The 17,300-nt window shown below is 63.0% G+C and carries 14 protein-coding genes; 8 read left to right on the top strand and 6 right to left on the bottom strand.

Translation table 11 applies throughout. From position 1 onward, the window contains the following. Positions 1-85: 85 nt before the first annotated feature. The 3 genes from IE093_RS15470 to IE093_RS15460 form a co-directional block, all read right to left on the bottom strand. Complete coding sequence (locus IE093_RS15470; RefSeq protein ID WP_189470735.1) at positions 86-1,663, bottom strand: aldehyde dehydrogenase (NADP(+)); 1,578 nt, start codon at positions 1,661-1,663, stop codon at positions 86-88. Positions 1,664-1,679: 16 nt separating this feature from the next. Beyond that, complete coding sequence (gene araD1, locus IE093_RS15465) at positions 1,680-2,666, bottom strand: AraD1 family protein (RefSeq protein WP_189470734.1); 987 nt, start codon at positions 2,664-2,666, stop codon at positions 1,680-1,682. Between the two features lie 131 nt (positions 2,667-2,797). Beyond that, on the bottom strand, positions 2,798-3,817 hold the full coding sequence (locus IE093_RS15460) for a TRAP transporter substrate-binding protein (protein ID WP_189470732.1): 1,020 nt from the start codon (positions 3,815-3,817) through the stop codon (positions 2,798-2,800). A gap of 177 nt (positions 3,818-3,994) precedes the next feature. Between IE093_RS15460 and IE093_RS15455 the strand changes: the two genes are divergently transcribed. After that, positions 3,995-4,921 (top strand): Gfo/Idh/MocA family protein, encoded by a 927-nt coding sequence (locus tag IE093_RS15455; protein ID WP_189470730.1) that lies wholly within the window; start codon positions 3,995-3,997, stop codon positions 4,919-4,921. A 2-nt stretch (positions 4,922-4,923) separates the two neighbouring features. Here the strand turns inward: IE093_RS15455 and IE093_RS15450 are convergent, their stop codons facing one another. Beyond that, the gene (locus IE093_RS15450) at positions 4,924-5,880 is read right to left on the bottom strand and encodes a LysR substrate-binding domain-containing protein (RefSeq protein WP_189470728.1); all 957 of its coding nucleotides are present in this window, start codon (positions 5,878-5,880) and stop codon (positions 4,924-4,926) included. Between the two features lie 170 nt (positions 5,881-6,050). Here IE093_RS15450 and IE093_RS15445 point away from each other — a divergent pair, with 170 nt between their 5' ends. The 6 genes from IE093_RS15445 (at position 6,051) to IE093_RS15420 (ending at position 14,308) form a co-directional block, all read left to right on the top strand. Next, a complete protein-coding gene (locus IE093_RS15445; RefSeq protein WP_189470726.1) occupies positions 6,051-7,043 on the top strand; it encodes an arabinose ABC transporter substrate-binding protein in 993 nt (330 codons plus the stop codon). A 198-nt stretch (positions 7,044-7,241) separates the two neighbouring features. Further along, entirely contained in the window at positions 7,242-8,735 is a 1,494-nt protein-coding gene (gene araG, locus IE093_RS15440) for an L-arabinose ABC transporter ATP-binding protein AraG (protein ID WP_189470724.1), read from the top strand. A 36-nt stretch (positions 8,736-8,771) separates the two neighbouring features. Beyond that, positions 8,772-9,800: an L-arabinose ABC transporter permease AraH gene (gene araH / locus IE093_RS15435; RefSeq protein ID WP_189470723.1), complete on the top strand. Its 1,029-nt coding sequence runs from the start codon at positions 8,772-8,774 to the stop codon at positions 9,798-9,800. A gap of 27 nt (positions 9,801-9,827) precedes the next feature. Then, positions 9,828-11,573 carry an IlvD/Edd family dehydratase gene (locus IE093_RS15430; protein ID WP_189470721.1) on the top strand — a complete coding sequence of 582 codons (1,746 nt, stop codon included), beginning with the start codon at positions 9,828-9,830 and terminating at the stop codon, positions 11,571-11,573. A gap of 11 nt (positions 11,574-11,584) precedes the next feature. Beyond that, positions 11,585-12,478, top strand: a complete 894-nt coding sequence (locus IE093_RS15425) for an SMP-30/gluconolactonase/LRE family protein (RefSeq protein ID WP_189470719.1) — start codon at positions 11,585-11,587, stop codon at positions 12,476-12,478. 18 nt (positions 12,479-12,496) lie between these two features. Next, positions 12,497-14,308: an IlvD/Edd family dehydratase gene (locus tag IE093_RS15420; protein ID WP_189470717.1), complete on the top strand. Its 1,812-nt coding sequence runs from the start codon at positions 12,497-12,499 to the stop codon at positions 14,306-14,308. 79 nt (positions 14,309-14,387) lie between these two features. Here IE093_RS15420 and IE093_RS15415 read toward each other — a convergent pair whose 3' ends face one another. Continuing rightward, positions 14,388-15,146 carry a FadR/GntR family transcriptional regulator gene (locus IE093_RS15415; protein WP_189470715.1) on the bottom strand — a complete coding sequence of 253 codons (759 nt, stop codon included), beginning with the start codon at positions 15,144-15,146 and terminating at the stop codon, positions 14,388-14,390. 81 nt (positions 15,147-15,227) lie between these two features. After that, entirely contained in the window at positions 15,228-16,391 is a 1,164-nt protein-coding gene (gene argE / locus IE093_RS15410) for an acetylornithine deacetylase (protein ID WP_189470713.1), read from the bottom strand. 119 nt (positions 16,392-16,510) lie between these two features. Here argE and IE093_RS15405 point away from each other — a divergent pair, with 119 nt between their 5' ends. After that, positions 16,511-17,257, top strand: coding sequence for a FadR/GntR family transcriptional regulator (locus tag IE093_RS15405; protein ID WP_229803632.1), 747 nt, complete (start codon positions 16,511-16,513; stop codon positions 17,255-17,257). The last annotated feature ends 43 nt before the right edge of the window (positions 17,258-17,300 follow it).

Genomic DNA, 17,300 nt, shown 5'->3' with positions numbered 1-17,300 from the left:
GGAATAGAGTCGCTCCTCATCCTAGCGATGAAGAGCCCACGGCGACAGGCCGCGGGCTCTTAAGGTTTGTGTCTCGCCAGTGGCATCACACCTCGCGCTTGCCATCCACCAGCCGGCTCACGCCCAGCGGGTTGCCGTCCTGCAAAGCCTCGGGCAGCAGCCCCGCCGGCAGGTTCTGGTAGCACACCGGGCGCAGGAAACGCTGAATGGCCGCCGAGCCCACCGAGGTGGTGCGCGCGTCGGAGGTCGCCGGGTAGGGCCCGCCGTGGACCATGGCATGGCACACCTCGACCCCGGTCGGCCAGCCGTTGGCGAGGATCCGGCCGGCCTTGCGCTCCAGTATCGGCAGCAACTGGCGAGCGAGGTCGCGATCGCCGTCGTCGAGCTGCAGGGTGGCAGTGAGCTGGCCCTCGAGGTGGGCGGCGACGCGCTGCACTTCGGCGAGGTCGGCGCACTCGACCACCAGCGCGCTGGCGCCGAACACCTCGGCCTGCAGGGCCTCGTCGGCCAGGAAGTCGCTCGCCGTGGCGGCGAACAGCGCGGCCTGGCACTGATAGGGGCCGTCGCCGGCCTCGCCCCGAGCCACTTCGCGGACCCGTGGATGGCCGGCCAGCGCGCCGACGCCGTCCTGGTAGGCGCCGTGGATGCCCGGGGTGAGCATGGTCTGGGCGGTGCTGGCCTGGACCGCCTCGCCGGCGGCGGCGAGGAAGGCGTCGAGCTCGGGCCCCTTGACGCCAAGCAGCAGCCCGGGGTTGGTGCAGAATTGTCCGGCGCCCAGCGTCAGCGAGGCGACGAAGCCCTCGGCGATCGCTTTGCCGCGGTTTTTCAGTGCCTCGGGCAGCAGGAGCACCGGGTTGATGGAGCTCATCTCGGCGTAGACCGGGATCGGCTGCGGGCGGCTTTGCGCCGTCTGCATCAGCGCAGTGCCACCCTGGCGCGAGCCGGTGAAGCCCACCGCCTGGATGCGCGGGTCGGCGACCAGCGCCTGGCCGATCTCGTTGCCCGCCCCGAACAGCAGCGAGAACACGCCCTCGGGCAGCTTGCACTGGGCCACCGCGGCCTGCACGGCGCGGCCGACCAGTTCCGAGGTGCCGGGATGCGCGGAGTGGCCCTTGACCACCACCGGGCAGCCGGCCGCGAGCGCCGAGGCGGTGTCGCCGCCGGCCACCGAGAAGGCCAGCGGGAAGTTGCTGGCGCCGAACACCGCCACGGGGCCCAGGGCGACGTGGCGCTGGCGCAGGTCGACCCTGGGTAGCGGTTGGCGCTCAGGCAGCGCCGGATCGATTCGCACGTCGAGCCATTCGCCGGCGCGCACTACCGAGGAGAACAGGCGCAGCTGGCCGCAGGTGCGGCCGCGCTCGCCCTCGAGGCGCGCGCGGGGCAGGCCGGTTTCCAACATGGCGCGCTCGATCAGGTCATCGCCGAGGTCCTCGATCTCGCTGGCGATGGTCTCCAGAAACACGGCGCGCTCCTCCAGCGAGGTCTCGCGGTAGGTGGCGAAGGCGTCTTCGGCCAGGGCGCAAGCCTGGTCGACCTCAGTTTCGCCGCCCCCGGGGTAGACTGGCGTCAGGGGCTTGCCGGTGGCCGGGTCGGTGGCCTGGATCTCGGCTCGGGTGCCGGTGACGGTGCGCTGGCCGATCAGTAGCTTGCCTTGCAGTGTCATGGATAACTCCTGGTGCTCAGAGTGCATGAATGTCGATAGCGGGGGCATCCGGTTCAAAGCGTAGTGGATTGCGCAGCGGGCGCCCGAAGACGGGCAGACCAATCTCGAAGCGGTCGCCGTCACGAGTCTGGATGCCATCGGCGAAACTCAGGGTTGCAGTGCCGAAGAAATGCACGTGCACGCCGCCGGGGCGGCGGAAGTTTGTGTACTTGAAGTGGTGGTGTTCCAAGTTGGCCAGGCTGTGCGCCATGTTGGCCTCGCCGGTCAGGAATGGTTTTTCCCATAGGGTCTCGCCATCGCGCACGATGCGGCTTATGCCCTCCAGGTGGTCGGGCAGCTCGCCGAGCCACAATTCCGGGCCGAAACTACAGGCACGCAGCTTGGAGTGTGCCAGCCATAGGTAGTTGAAGCGCTCGGTGACGTGGTCGGAGAACTCGTTACCGATGGCATAGCCGACCCGCCAGGGCGTACCGTCGTCGCCGATCACGTAGAGACCAGCCAGTTCCGGCTCCTCGCCGGCATCCTCGGCAAAGGCAGGCACTGGGATCGCAGCCTCGGGGGCGACGATGCAGTCGCCGTCGCCCTTGTAGAACCATTCCGGTTGGGCACCTGTCTCGCCGGATGCGGGCTTGCCGCCCTCCACCCCCAGCTTGAACATGCGCATGGAGTCGGTCAACTCGGCGTCGTCGACCTGCGTCTTGGCATGCATGGCATCGCGGGTATCGGCACTGCCCAGGTGGGTCAGGCCGGTGCCGGTGACCAGGCAATGTGCCGGGTCCGGATGGGTCAGTGGCGGCAGCAGACGACGTTCGTCGATCAAGGCTTGGTAGTCGAGCCGCGTGTCAGTCACCGATGACTCGACGATGTCGCTGAGCGGCTTGCCGGCAGCGATAGCGCGATGGGCCAGAGTGTAGGTGTCAGCATCGAGCAGCCTGACCTGTTGCTCGTTTTCGACCAGAGCGGCTCGCACCTGGCCTTGGTAGTCACATTGAATCAAGCGCATGGAGGATTCCTCGCAAGGGGGATTCATCATCGTTGGTCAAGCGGTGTCGTGTTGGACAAGGCTACGTTTCCACGCGTGACGCGGGTCGCCAGTGACACTGGCGACCCGCGGTCGGTTGATGTCGATCGCGATCAGAGGAGATTGCGCGAGCGCAGGAAGGCAGTGGCCGAGTCATAGATATTCTGGGTCATCGCGTTCTCGCCGGCCCATTCCTGCCACTCCTGCTCTGCCGCGGTGCGGAACTTCTTGCGTTCCTCGGCGGGCAGGTCGAAGGGATGCACATCAGAATCTTCCTGAAGCTTCTGCAGGGTTTCGATGTCCTGCTGCTTGAGACGTGCAATCAGGTCATAGGCCATGCCGTCGAAGGCTGTCTTGAGCGTCGTCTGCAGTTCCTCGGGTAGGCCATCCCAGATGTCCTTGTTGATCGACACCGCGATCATCGGCATGGAGTGGAAGCCCGGGTACAGCGGGTAGGGAGCGAACGCATGCAGACCCATGGCGTCGTTGTTGGACAGTACCGTGGAGTCGGCGGCGTCGATCACGCCTTTCTCGAGGCCGGTGTACACCTCGGAGCCGGGCAGGTTGACCGGGGTGGCGCCGATACGTTCGAAGATGTTGTAGACCATGCCCTGCGGTGCGCGAATCTTCAGACCCTGGAAGTCCTCCAGGGATTCGATGGGCACGGTGGAGGGCACCGACTCCAGGGGGAAGGTCGCCGCGCCGATCAGGTGTACGCCGTAGGGCTCGACCAACTCGTTGTAGAGGTCTTCGCCACCAGCGTGCTTCATGAACTCCAGGAAGTCATAGGGGTTCTGCCAGGCGCCGACCAGATTGCCCAGCATGCCGAAGGCCGGATCCTGGCCCGAGAAATAACTGGGATCGGTCATGTGTCCCTGGAGGATGCCGGCACTGACGGCGCTCAGGGTCTCAGTGGGGCCAACCACGGAATTGATTGGCATCACCTCGATCTCTACGCGGCCGTCGGTCATCCTGGTGATCTTTTCGGCCCATTCCTGCTTGATCTTGAAGCTCGGTTCTCCGGAAGTCTCCGAGGCCTGGAATTTCCATTCGTATTCTGCCGCCTGGGCGGTGGACAGGCCCAGCAGCAGTGCCGAACCGGTCAGGAGAATGCGGCTCTTGAGGTTGAGCATTGGTGCCTCCAATGGGGGATGGATGTGTTGTTCTAATCATCGTCACGTCGTTTGAGCGCTTCTGAATGTTGAACATATATGAATCATGTTCAACATATACTTTAGTAGTGTCGCGTTTTACGCGGGCCATGAATTGGCCTCAGAATGCCCCTCTCACTACAACGACAGGCTATCCGTATGAGTAGCATCGATATCGGCCTGGTGGGGGTTGGCAAGATCGCACGTGACCAGCACCTGCCGGCCATTGACTCCAGTCCTGACTTTCGCTTGGTAGCGACCGCCGATCCGTATACCCGCCTGGAAGGTATCGACGGCTATGACTCACTGGCGGCCATGCTCGATGGTGTGCCGGATTTGCAGGCGGTGGCGATTTGCACGCCGACGCATCTGCGCCACTCCCAGGCGCGGCTCGCCTTGGAGCATGGCAAGGCGGTGCTGTTGGAAAAGCCGCCTGGTGCCACGCTGAGCGAGGTCGAGGATCTCGAGGCGCTGGCCGAGCGGCGGGGCTGCCCGATGTTTGCGGCCTGGCATTCACGCTTCGCTCCTGGTGTGGCCCAGGCACGGGAGTGGCTGGCCGAACGAGAAATTCATCGCATCGAGATCGAGTGGAAGGAAGACGTGCGGGTCTGGCACCCGGGCCAGGCATGGATCTGGGAGCCCGGTGGCATGGGGGTCTTCGATCCGGGAATCAACGCCCTGTCCATCGTCACCGAGATTCTGCCGCAACCGTTCTTTCTGCGTTCAGCGAGGCTTGCCGTACCGAGCAACTGTCAGACGCCGATTGCCGCCGAGCTGGCCTTCAGCGATGCGCAAGAGACGCCGATCCAGGCAGCTTTCGACTTCCGTCAGACTGGTCCCCAGACCTGGGATATCCATGTCGATACCGAGGACGGTCGACTGAGCTTGACCCAGGGTGGCAGCCGACTGGTCATCGACGGGCAGGTCGTGCTCGAGGCCGAGGAGCGGGAATATCCCGAAATGTATGACCATTTTGCTGAGCTGGTCACCGGCCGAGTCTCCGATGTCGATGTCGCGCCGCTGCGCCATGTCGCGGATGCCTTTCTCCTTGGGCGGCGCGAGACGGTGGATGCCTTCGTGGAGTGAATTCATTCCGCACTTGCCGCGCGCTGATGGGCAATGATTTCTCGCAGAGTACTCATCAGAGCGCCGGCGCCTGGCGATAGGTGCTGATCGCGCAAGCTCACCAGCCCATAGGGCTGCACGCTGAGCGCATCCTGCAAGGGCAGGATGCGAAAGCGCTGCGGCGCGCATAGCAAGCCTGCTACCTCGCGGGTGGTGGCGGTGATGGTGTCCGACTTGTCGACCAGTGCCAGGGATACCAGCACGTCTGGGGTGTCGACGATCTGTGACGGAGGGGATACCCCGTGGTGCAGAAACAGGCTGTCGACCCGCTGGCGCATCAGGGCGCCGGGAGGCTGAAGCGACCACGGATAGGCCGCCATGTCCTCCAGGGTCAGGGGAGAGCGCCCCGTCAGGGGGTGGCCTTCCCGGCACACGAAGCAAATATCTTCCTCGCCGATTTCCTCGAACACGAAACGTTCCGTCGGAAACCCGGCGGGAATGCGTGTGATGGCGAAATCGAATTCACCTTCCAGCAAACGCGGGATCAGCACCTTGCTGACATCCACGTCGACGTTGATCTTGAGCCCCGGCCGGTCGCGGTGAACCCGCTCGATGGCGCTGGTCAGCAAGGTAACGGCCGGTGCCATCACGGTGCCAACCGCCACCATCCCGGCATTGCCCTCGCGTAGCGCGTTCAGTTCTTCGCCGGTATGGCGCAGCTCGGAGAGCATGGTGCGGGCATGACGCACCATGATCTCGCCATACCAGTTGGGGGCCAGGCCCCGGGCATGGCGGTCGAAAAGCTTCACGCCCAATTGAGACTCGATATCTCCCAGCATCTTGGAAGCCGCCGGTTGGCTCATGCCTAGCCTGGCAGCAGCGCGATGCAGGTTGCGCTGCTCGTCCAAGGCCAGAAACAGCTGCAGATGGCGCAACTTTAGTCGCACGCGTAGAAACCAGTCGTCGGGCAGAACCCCCATGGCAGCGGCTCTCTTGGTTGAGTGATATGCAAAAAGATATCAAAGGTGATGAGTTTTGACATTGGTTGGTTATGAGATCCGCTGGCTAGTGTAGGGCGTGAAACATGCAGCGGTGATCGTAGCGCTGCCGACAACAACAATCCCCGGTTCGAAGCCGACAGGAGAAGATCATGCCATTCACTTCCGCTTTCTCACGCCTGGCGCTCGGCGCTGCAGTGGCGCTTGCATCTTTGGGCAGCGCTCAAGCGCAGGATGAGGTCAAGATGGGATTCATCGTCAAGAAGCCCGAGCAAGCCTGGTTCATCAACGAGCAGCGTGCCGCGACCGAGCTTGGCGAGGAGATGGGCTTCGAAGTGGTGAGACTGGCGGGCGAAGACGGCCAACAAGTTCTCAGCGCCATCGACAACCTCAATTCCCAAGGAGCCCAAGGTTTCGTCATCTGCCCGCCGGACGTACGTTTGGGTCCGGCGATCATGAACCGTGCCAATCAGTACGGGATGAAGGTGGTCACCGTCGACGATCGCTTCGTGGGCAGTGATGGCGAACCCATCGAAGAGGTGCCTCACCTGGGGATGTCCGGCTACAAGATCGGCCAGCAGGTCGGCGAGGCAATTGCCGCCGAGATGGAGGCGCGTGGCTGGGATCCGCAGGAAGTCGCCGCGTTGCGGATCACCAACTACGAACTGCCCACCGCCAAGGAGCGCACCGACGGTGCCTCCGATGCGCTACTGGCGTGGGGATTCCCCGAAGCCAACATCCTGGATGCACCTCAACAGAACACCGATACCAGCAGCGCTTTCTCGGCGGCTTCGCCGGTGATCTCCAAGAACGGTGACTTCGAACATTGGGTCATCTATGCACTCAACGAGGAGAGCGTGCTCGGCGGCGTGCGGGCCAGTGAGCAGTACGGCCTCAAGGCCGAGGATGTGATCGGCGTCGGCATCAACGGCTCAGGTGCCGCTTTCGCTGAGTTCTCGCGTGAAAATCCCACCGGTTTCCACGGCACCGTGGCGGTGAGTTCCACCATGCATGGTCGCCAGACGGCGGAAGATCTCTACACCTGGATTACCGAAGGTGAGAAGCCGCCCGCCAACACCGAAACCAGCGGCACCCTGATGACCCGTGACAACTGGCAGAGCGTACGCGACGAGCTCGGCCTGTGAGCCTGGGAGCCCGGGTGTCGACCGCCCGGGCATCAGGGCTTGTCTGAAAAGTCGCCGAGCGAGGACCAGACAAGGCAAAAATCAGCGAGAAAGCAGAGTTTACGTGGTTGTAAATGAGCATTTTGAGCTGATTTTTAACGCCGTATGGTCGAGCCGCAGGCAGGTTTGAGACAAGTCCTCGTTCTGGAGTGCAAGATCATGTCTAACCCCTATCTCAGTTTCGATGGCATCAGTGTCGAATTTCCCGGTGTGCGTGCCCTCGATGGCGTCAGTTTCGGCGCCCATGCCGGCCAGGTACATGCGCTGATGGGCGAGAACGGTGCCGGCAAGTCCACGCTGCTCAAGGTACTCAGTGGCGTCAACCGCGTGACCGAAGGCGCCTTGTGGATCGATGGCGAGCGCCATGTGTTCTTCAATGCCAGGGAGGCACTGGGCCAGGGCATTGCCATTATCTATCAGGAGCTGACGCTGTCGCCGAACATGTCGGTGGCCGAGAACCTGCTGCTCGGGCAACTCCCGGAGAAGCGGGGCTTCATCGATCGCCGGCGGCTGCGTGAGCAGGCGCTACGGATCCTCAAGGATCTTGGGGAGGAAGATATCCACCCCTCCACCAAGGTCCGTGACCTGTCCATCGGCCAACAGCAGATGATCGAGATCGGGCGCGCCCTGTTGCGCAATGCCCGCGTGATCGCCTTCGACGAACCGACCAGCAGCCTGTCAGTGCAGGAAACGCGCCAACTCAAGCGCATTGTCAAGCGCCTGCGCGATGAAGGGCGGGTAGTGCTCTATGTCACCCATCGCATGGAGGAAGTCTTCGAGATGTGCGATGCGGTCACGGTGTTTCGTGACGGTCGACACATCCGCACGCATGACAATCTCGATGCCCTCGATCACGACACTCTGGTCAGCGAGATGGTGGGCCGGGATATCGAAGACGTCTACGGCTATCGCACTCGTGAGCAAGGTGAGGTGATGGTCGAAATCGACGCTATCGAAGGACGAGGCGTGAATGCTCCAGTCAGCTTCGGTATCAGGCGGGGCGAGATTCTCGGACTCTTTGGCTTGGTTGGTGCCGGCCGCAGCGAGCTCATGCGCCTGGTATGCGGCGTGGAAACGCCCCGCGCGGGAGAGGTGCGCTTCGGCGGTGAGCCTCGGCGTTTCAAGAGCCCGTCGGAAGCCATTCGTGCCGGTATCGCCATGTGTCCAGAGGATCGCAAGTCGCAGGGGATCTTTCCCGTCGCCAGCGTGACCGACAACCTCAACGTCAGTTGCCGACGCTTCTTCAAGCGCTGGGGCATGTTCCGCAACCCGCGTCGTGAACTTGCCAACACCGAAGACTATATCCGTCGCTTGAGTATCAAGACGCCGGGTCCAAAGACCCGTATCAACACCCTGTCCGGTGGCAATCAGCAGAAGGTGATCCTGGCTCGCTGGCTGTCCGAGGAGATCGAGCTGTTCGTCATGGACGAACCCACGCGAGGCATCGATGTCGGCGCGCGTCGCGACATTTACACCCTGCTCTATGACCTGGCCGAGCAGGGCAAGAGCGTGGTGGTGATCTCCAGCGACCTGGCCGAGGTCAGCTCGATCTGCGATCGCATCGGCGTGATGCGCGATGGCGCCCTGGTCGACATCGTGCCGCGTGACGAGGCGACCCCCGAACGTCTGCTGGGGCTGGCCTTACCTGCCTGAATCCTTACGCCAAGACAACAATGAAGAGACAACGTCATGACGACCAACAAGCTTGCTCAGGGCGATAGCACGCCTGCTGACCTTCAGTCTCCAGGGCAGCCCCAGGGACGCCAGGAACTGGTCAAGCCATTGCGCACCCTGCTGGACACCTCCGGGCTGATCGCCATCTTCGTGGTGCTGTTCGTGGCACTGTCCGTATTCATTCCCGACTTCCTGACCGGTCGCAACATGGTCGGGTTGCTGCTCTCGGTGACCCTGATCGGCACCATCGCCACCACCATGATGATGGTCCTGGCACTGGGTGAGGTGGACCTGTCGGTAGCCTCCATCGTGGCTTTCGCCGGGGTGGTGGCAGCAGTCGTGACCTCGACATCCGGCAGTGTCGTCATCGGGGTACTGGGAGGCGTGGTAGCCGGCGGGGCCGTGGGGGCCTTCAATGGCTTCGTGGTGGCACGCTTCGGCATCAATTCATTGATCGCCACCCTGGCCGCCATGGAATTCGTGCGTGGTCTGGCCTACATCACTTCCGGCGGCGATGCGGTGATGATCACCGTACCGGCCTTCTTCGATCTGGGCAGTGCTTCCTTCCTGGGGCTGACGCTGCCGGTGTGGACCATGATCGCCTGTTTCGTGATCTTCGGCGTGTTGCTCAACATGACCGCCTTCGGCCGCAACGTACTGGCTACCGGCGGCAATCCCGAGGCGGCGGCCCTGGCCGGGGTCAACGTGCGTCGGCTCAAGGTCATCGTCTTCGGCCTGCAAGGGGTTGTCGCCGGCATTGCCGGTGTGTTGCTGACCTCGCGTATGGGGCTTGGCGATCCCAATACCTCGATGGGCCTCGAATTAGCCGTCATCTCGGCCTGTGTACTGGGCGGCGTGGCGTTGTCCGGTGGCGTCGCCTCGATCACCGGGGTGCTGGTCGGGGTGCTGATCATGGGCTGCGTGCAGAATGCCATGGGCCTGCTCAATGTGCCGACCTTCTATCAGTACCTGGTGCGTGGCGCCATCCTGCTGCTGGCGGTGATGTTCGACCGCTGGAAGCAGACCCGACGCCAGCGCGCCTGATTCGCTTTCCTCGCAGGAGATATGTGTATGACCGATCGCAAGCGTCCTTTGCGTTCCGCCCAGTGGTTCGGCAGCGCCGACAAGAACGGCTTTATGTACCGCAGCTGGATGAAGAACCAGGGCATTCCCGATCACGAATTCCAGGGCAAGCCGATCATCGGCATCTGCAACACCTGGTCGGAACTGACGCCTTGCAACGCGCACTTCCGCAAGCTCGCCGAGCATGTCAAGAAGGGGGTGTTGGAAGCCGGCGGCTATCCGGTGGAGTTTCCGGTGTTCTCCAACGGCGAGTCCAATCTTCGCCCTACGGCGATGTTCACTCGCAACCTGGCGAGCATGGACGTCGAAGAGGCGATTCGCGGCAACCCCATGGATGCTGTGGTGTTGCTGGTGGGCTGCGACAAGACCACGCCGGCGCTGCTGATGGGGGCGGCGAGCTGTGACCTGCCGACCATCGTGGTCACCGGTGGGCCGATGCTCAATGGCAAGCATCAAGGCAAGGACATCGGTTCGGGCACCGTGGTCTGGCAGCTCTCCGAGGAGGTCAAGGCAGGCAAGATATCGATACACGACTTCATGGCCGCCGAGGCGGGGATGTCGCGCTCGGCGGGCACCTGCAACACCATGGGCACGGCATCGACCATGGCCTGCATGGCCGAGTCGCTGGGTACCTCGCTGCCGCATAACGCGGCGATCCCGGCGGTGGATTCGCGGCGCTACGTGCTGGCGCATCTCTCCGGCATGCGCATCGTCGAAATGGTCGACGAGGACCTCACGCTGTCCAAGGTACTGACGCGCCAGGCCTTCGAGAATGCCATTCGTACCAATGCCGCCATCGGCGGTTCCACCAACGCGGTGATCCACCTCAAGGCCATCGCCGGGCGGATTGGCGTCGATCTCGCTCTTGACGACTGGACGCGTATCGGTCGCGGTACACCGACCATCGTCGACCTGCAGCCATCGGGGCGTTTCCTGATGGAGGAGTTCTACTATGCTGGCGGCCTGCCTGCAGTGCTGCGCCGGCTGGGTGAGGCCGATCGCCTGCCGCACAAGGATGCTTTGACCGTCAACGGCAAGACGCTATGGGAAAATATCAAGGACGCGCCGCTTTACAACGATGAGGTGATCCGGCCGCTGGACAATCCCCTGCGCGAGGATGGTGGCATGTGCATCCTGCGCGGCAACCTGGCGCCGCGCGGCGCGGTGCTCAAGCCGTCGGCGGCCAGCTCCGAGTTGATGAAGCACCGGGGTAGGGCAGTGGTCTTCGACGACTTCGATCACTACAAGGCACGTATCAACGACCCCGACCTGGATGTCGATGCCGACAGCATCCTGGTGATGCGCAACTGTGGGCCGCGTGGCTACCACGGCATGGCCGAGGTCGGCAACATGGGGCTGCCCACCAAACTGCTCGAGCAGGGAGTGACCGACATGGTGCGCATTTCCGACGCGCGGATGAGCGGCACTGCCTACGGTACCGTGGTATTGCACGTGGCACCCGAGGCCGCCGCCGGCGGGCCGCTGGCTGCGGTGCGCGATGGCGATTGGATCGAGCTCGATTGCGAGGCTGGGCGGCTGCACCTGGACATCAGCAATGCCGAGCTCGAGGCCCGCCTGGCGGAGAGCGACCCCACCGAGAAGTCGCGTCGCATTGCCAGCGACGGTGGCTACCGTCAGCTCTACATCGAGCATGTACTGCAAGCCGATGAGGGCTGCGATTTCGACTTCCTGGTCGGCAAGCGTGGCGCCGAGGTGCCGCGTCATTCACACTGAGGCTGAGCACCATGGTGGATGCATCGAAGATCGAATGCGTGTGGCGCGGCCGGGCGATGCTTGGCGAGGGACCCTTGTGGTGTCCACAATTCGGCGCCATGGGGTGGCTGGTGTTCGTCGATATCCTCAAGGCACGCCTGCATGCCTATGACTTGGCCAGCGGTGACACGCATGGCTGGGCGTTGGAGGAAGCTTGTTGCTGGCTGGCACCTCGAGAGGATGGCGATGGCTTCATTGCCGGACTGCGTTCGCGACTAGTGCATTTGCGGTTGAGCGAGAGCGGGCCGAATATCGGCGCCGAATTGGCAACTCCTGCCGGCGAGCCGGCAGGCAACCGCTTCAACGATGCCAAGGTCGACCCCCAGAGCCGCCTGTGGTTCGGCTCCATGGACGACGAGGCCGAGCGCCCCAGTGGCTCGCTATATCGTCTGGATCGACGCGGTCCGGTATGCATGGATATCGGTTATCGAGTCGCCAACGGCCCGGCCATCAGCCCCGATGGCGCTACCCTGTATCACAGCGATACGCCGCTAGGCGTCATCTACGCCTTCGACCTTTCGCCGGATGGTGAACTGTCCAACAAGCGCGAGCATGTTCGCTTCAACGCGACCCAGGGGTTTCCCGATGGCATGACCTGCGATGCCGAGGGTGGGCTTTGGGTCGCGCACTGGGATGGTGGTCGTGTGAGCCGATTCCGGCCCGATGGCGGTTTGGACGAGACCTTGACGCTACCGGCCTCGCGGGTGACGTCCTGCACCTTCGCTGGGCCACGGTTGGATCAGTTGTTCATTACCACCGCGGCTGTGGAGCGTGACGAAGAGGGGCTGGCCGGCGGGCTGTTTCGGGTGAAGCCGTGCGTGAGCGGCGTGATGCCGGCAGCCTATCGGATGTCCACCGAATACTGACGATCCCAGGATTCCGTTATGACGAGTCGACCGACCGACGCAAGAATCACCCCCGACCAGTTGCGCTCGCGGTGGTGGTTCGACAACCCTGACCATCCGGCAACCACGGCGTTGTGCATCGAGCGCTACCTGAACTACGGCATTACCCTCGACGAACTGGCCAGCGGCAAGCCGATCATCGGTATCGCCCAGTCCGGTTCCGACCTGACCCCGTGCAACCGCCACCACATCGAGCTGGTCAGGCGGGTCAAGGACGGCATTCGCGCCGCCGGCGGGGTGCCTTTCGAGTTTCCCCTGCATCCGATCCACGAGAACGTGCGCCGCCCCACGGCGGCGCTGGACCGTAACCTGGCTTACCTTGGCCTGGTCGAGGTATTGCACGGCTATCCGCTGGACGGCGTGGTACTGACCACCGGTTGCGATAAGACTACCCCGGCCTGCCTGATGGCGGCAGCCACGGTCAATATCCCGGCCATCGTGCTCTCCGGCGGGCCGATGCTCAATGGTTGGCGCGAGGGTGAGCGGGTCGGTTCCGGCACTATCATCTGGGAACTGCGCAAGCGCTTGGCCGCCGGCGATATCGATTACGACGAGTTCCTGTCGCGAGCCACCGATTCGGCACCCTCCATCGGCCATTGCAACACCATGGGCACTGCCTCGACCATGAATTCGATGGCCGAGGCGCTGGGCATGAGCCTGCCCGGTTCGGCGATGATCCCGGCACCCTACAAGGAGCGCGCCGCGGTGGCGTACGAGACGGGGGTACGCAGCGTGGCGATGGTGTGGGAGGACTTGCGGCCCAGCCATATCCTGACCCGCGAGGCCTTCGAGAACGCCATCGTAGTCTGCTCAGCGCTGGGGGGGTCCTCCAATGCGCCGATTCACATCAATGCTATCGCCCGCCACGCTGGAGTCGAGCTGACCAACGACGATTGGCAGCGGCTGGGGCACGAGGTTCCACTGCTGGCCAACGTGATGCCGGCTGGGGCCTATCTGTCCGAAGAGTTCCATCGTGCCGGCGGGGTGCCCGCGGTGCTCCACGAACTGCTTGCGGCCGGGCGTCTCCACGGCGAGGTGATGACTGTCAACGGCCAGACGCTGGCAGCCAACACCCAGGGGCACGAGACCCTCGATCCCGAGGTGATTCGCCGCTATGACAATCCGTTAGTCGAGCACGCCGGGTTCCTCAACCTCAAGGGCAACCTGTTCGACTCGGCGCTGATGAAGACCAGCGTCATATCTGCCGAATTTCGCCAGCGCTTCCTCAGCGATCCCGCCGATCCCGACGCCTTCGAAGGCAAGGTGGCGGTGTTCGATGGTGCCGAGGACTACCACGCGCGCATCGACGATCCCGCGTTGGCTATCGACGAAACTACCATCCTGGTGATGCGTGGGGTCGGGCCGGTGGGGCATCCCGGTAGTGCCGAGGTGGTCAACATGCAGCCGCCCGAGGCCTTGCTCAAGCGCAGTATCGAATCGCTGCCGTGTCTGGGCGACGGTCGCCAGTCGGGGACCTCCGGTTCGCCGTCGATCCTCAACGCCTCGCCGGAGGCGGCCACTGGCGGTGGCCTGGCGCTGCTCGAGAGTGGCGACCGGTTGCGCATCGACCTGAAGCGTGGCGAGGTGCGAGTGCTGATCGATGACACCGAGCTCGCGGCACGTCGCCAACATCTCGAAGCCCAGGGCGGCTACTCGTATCCCGCACATCAGACCCCTTGGCAAGAGATCCAGCGCAGCCTGGTCGAGCCGCTCGACCGCGGCATGACGCTGGAGCCGGCGACGAAATATCGCGACGTAGCGCGTGTCAGCCCGCCCCGGGATAATCACTGAACGTTCTCGGCAATGCGTGCCGCTGGTTGAGCGCCTGACCCACAGGCGCTCGTTTTCTATGGACGTTGCCTAGGAGACGTCAGACCAGGTCCAGGTCCCGACCCAGGGTACTTTCGCCGGGTTCGATGCCCAACGCCTGTGCCGTTCCGTCGAGTACTGCCTGGGCTGCCAGAAAGGCTTCGCGCGGACGGCGGCTCCGTATGCACTCCATCAGCTGCCGGTGACGCTCGAGACTATCCTCGGGATCGGTAGCGCTGATATTGGACATCTCGATCAACAGGTAGATGGAAGGGCGCAGGATGTGGGAAAGCTGGGCCCAGACGATATTGTGAGTCGCCTTGTAGATGGCGATATGGAAAGCGACATCGTAATCGCTGTGCAGGCGACGATCTTCGGGACTGCTCGCCTTGTCCAGGTTCTGCCCCATGCCCTCGAAAGCTTCTTCGATGGCGACCAGGTCGCGTGCCTTGGCCCGCTTGGCGGCGGTCATGGCGACATAGGGCTCGACATCCAAACGGAAGGCAAGGATTTCACGCTGGATCTTGGGGTTGGGGGAGGCATAGCGGGTCATCCAGTCGGTCACCGCCGGATCGAGAATGTTCCACTCCTCGTATTCTCTGACCTTGGAGCCATGACCGGAGATACGCTCGATGATGCCGACATCCACCAACTGCCGCAGGTCGCTACGCACCGCGGAACGGTTGATAGCGAACTGCTCGGCAAGATCGATCTCCTTGGGTACGAAGTCACCGGGCTGATAGCTCCCGGAAAAGATGGCTTCGGCCAGGAATTCAGCAATGCTGGGGCGATTCGACGACTTGAGCGGCTTGTCCTTCACGATTGCGCTATGTCCAATGGGATTTATACATAACCTGCCATATGTTGAACATTTGGGCAATCCGACGATCGTCCCCTACGATCACGCTTGGCCATGACGCTGTCGTTCTCCCAGCCGCTCCATGAATCTGGCTCCGGCCTCGAGCTGTTCGATCTCGATGTATTCATCCGGCTGATGCGCCTGGGCGATGCTGCCGGGGCCGCAGATCACCGTGGGCAGCCCTGCGCTCTGGAACTGGCCGGCCTCGGTGGCATAGGCCACGGCTTCGCTGCGGCGCTGGCCCATCAGTTCGTGACATAGCGTCAAGGCAGCGGCGTTGTCGCGGTCGGCCAGTGCGGGCACGGTGCTGGTCAGGCGCTCGGTACGAATGCCGGCTTCCGGGGCACGGCTCTTGAACTCGGCTTCCAGTGCTTCGGCGAAGGTGGTGAAGCGAGCGAGCAGTTCATCGAAGCTGTCATGGGGCAGATGGCGAATCTCCCAGTCGAAATGACATTCCTGGGCCATGATGTTGATCGCCGTACCGCCTTGGATCTTGCCCACATGCAAGCTGGAGTGGGCGACATTGAAGGCCTCGTCGACACGACCCTCCTCGCGCAGCTCGGCCATGATGTCTTCGATCCTGGCGACCAGTCTGGCGGCCACGTGGATCGCCGAGACCCCTTGGTTGATCTGGCTGGAGTGGGCGGCGCGACCGGTCACGGTGGTACGCAGGTTGGTGATGCCCTTTTGCGCCACTACCGGCGCCATCAGGGTCGGCTCGCCGACGATCACCGCGGCGGGGCGGGGATGATCGGCCATCAGGCGTTCGATCAGACGTGGTGCGCCCAGACAGCCGACTTCCTCATCGTAGGAGAAGGCCAGATAGATGGGCCGCGTAAGATCCTGCTGTACCCAGTGGGGGAGCTGGGCCAAGGCGCAGGCGATGAAGCCTTTCATGTCGCAACTGCCGCGGCCGTAGAGGCGGCCATCACCCTTGTCGACCAGAGTGAACGGGTCGGTCGACCAGGGTTGACCGTCCACCGGCACCACGTCGGTATGTCCCGACAGCACTACGCCGCCTTCGACCTTGGGGCCGATGCGGGCCAGCAGGTTGGCCTTGGTATGGTCATCGTTCTCGATGCGCTGGTGGGGCACGCCATGCTCGTCGAGATAGCCCTCGATGAAACGAATCAATTCCAGGTTGGAATCCCGGGATACGGTGGCGAAGCTCACCAAGGTCTCGAGCAGTTGTGCGGGTGTCTTCATCCTGGCGTGTCCTCGACTGATAACGTGGCGGGCGACTACCTTCAGCCTAACACGGCTCGCCCATTGGTTACGTCAATAGCATCTGGAGTATGTTGTAGGAAAGCGCAAGAGAGAGCCCTATGACAACCCGCAATGACGCCCGTGACGAGGGCCAGATGACACTTTCCTTGGCCGAAGAACCTCGGCGACGCTCCTTCAAGCTCAGCGATCGCGTATACGGCGATATCGTTGACCGCATCATCAAGCGCGAGTTTAGTGAAGGGGAACGCCTGCCGTCGGAAGAGACGCTGGCAAGCTTGCATGGGGTATCGCGTCCCATCGTGCGCGAGGCATTGGCCAAGCTCCGCGAGGATGGCCTGATTCGCTCGCATCGCGGGGCCGGCAGTTTCGTCTGTCTGCGTCCCGATCGTGCCATGCTCGAGTTCGCCCCGCTCGAGAGCCTAGCGGATATCCAGCGTTGCTTCGAATTCCGCATCGCCGTGGAAACCGAATCCGCGCGCCTAGCGGCGCTCAATGCCAGTCCTGAGGACAGAAGGGCGATCAGCCGTGCATTGGAGCTGCTGGAACAACGCATTCGCGATAATGCTCTGGGGGTCGATGCCGATTTCGGCTTTCATCTGGCCATCGCTAAGGCGACTCACAACCGCTTCTTCTCCGAGACGTTGCTTTCCCTCAAGGAATCGATCACTTATGGCCAGAACCTGGCACGGGGCTTGGGCTTACGCCGTCCCACACATCATCTGCCCGAAGTCCAGGACGAGCACCAGCGAATCCATGACAGTATTCTCGCCGGTGATGCGGAAGCTGCAAGCCTGTGCATGCGCGAGCATTTGAGCAATTCTCGTCGCCGGGTTTTCGAGGGGTGATGCAACAGGCTGGCATATGAGTTTTCCGGAATAAAATTTGACA

It is taken from the genome of Litchfieldella qijiaojingensis (genome assembly GCF_014651875.1).
Classification (GTDB): Bacteria; Pseudomonadota; Gammaproteobacteria; order Pseudomonadales; family Halomonadaceae; genus Litchfieldella; species Litchfieldella qijiaojingensis.
The sequence above is the reverse complement of the archived record's forward strand: the minus strand, read 5'-3'. Positions and strand labels throughout refer to the sequence as shown.

Coding starts and splice junctions, on each gene's coding strand:
- IE093_RS15450 (WP_189470728.1), bottom strand. CDS start 5,880: ATGGGGGTTCTGCCCGACGACTGGTTTCTACGCGTGCGACTAAAGTTG.
- araD1 (WP_189470734.1), bottom strand. CDS start 2,666: ATGCGCTTGATTCAATGTGACTACCAAGGCCAGGTGCGAGCCGCTCTG.
- IE093_RS15460 (WP_189470732.1), bottom strand. CDS start 3,817: ATGCTCAACCTCAAGAGCCGCATTCTCCTGACCGGTTCGGCACTGCTG.
- araH (WP_189470723.1), top strand. CDS start 8,772: ATGACGACCAACAAGCTTGCTCAGGGCGATAGCACGCCTGCTGACCTT.
- IE093_RS15420 (WP_189470717.1), top strand. CDS start 12,497: ATGACGAGTCGACCGACCGACGCAAGAATCACCCCCGACCAGTTGCGC.
- IE093_RS15430 (WP_189470721.1), top strand. CDS start 9,828: ATGACCGATCGCAAGCGTCCTTTGCGTTCCGCCCAGTGGTTCGGCAGC.
- argE (WP_189470713.1), bottom strand. CDS start 16,391: ATGAAGACACCCGCACAACTGCTCGAGACCTTGGTGAGCTTCGCCACC.
- araG (WP_189470724.1), top strand. CDS start 7,242: ATGTCTAACCCCTATCTCAGTTTCGATGGCATCAGTGTCGAATTTCCC.
- IE093_RS15470 (WP_189470735.1), bottom strand. CDS start 1,663: ATGACACTGCAAGGCAAGCTACTGATCGGCCAGCGCACCGTCACCGGC.
- IE093_RS15455 (WP_189470730.1), top strand. CDS start 3,995: ATGAGTAGCATCGATATCGGCCTGGTGGGGGTTGGCAAGATCGCACGT.
- IE093_RS15405 (WP_229803632.1), top strand. CDS start 16,511: ATGACAACCCGCAATGACGCCCGTGACGAGGGCCAGATGACACTTTCC.
- IE093_RS15425 (WP_189470719.1), top strand. CDS start 11,585: ATGGTGGATGCATCGAAGATCGAATGCGTGTGGCGCGGCCGGGCGATG.
- IE093_RS15445 (WP_189470726.1), top strand. CDS start 6,051: ATGCCATTCACTTCCGCTTTCTCACGCCTGGCGCTCGGCGCTGCAGTG.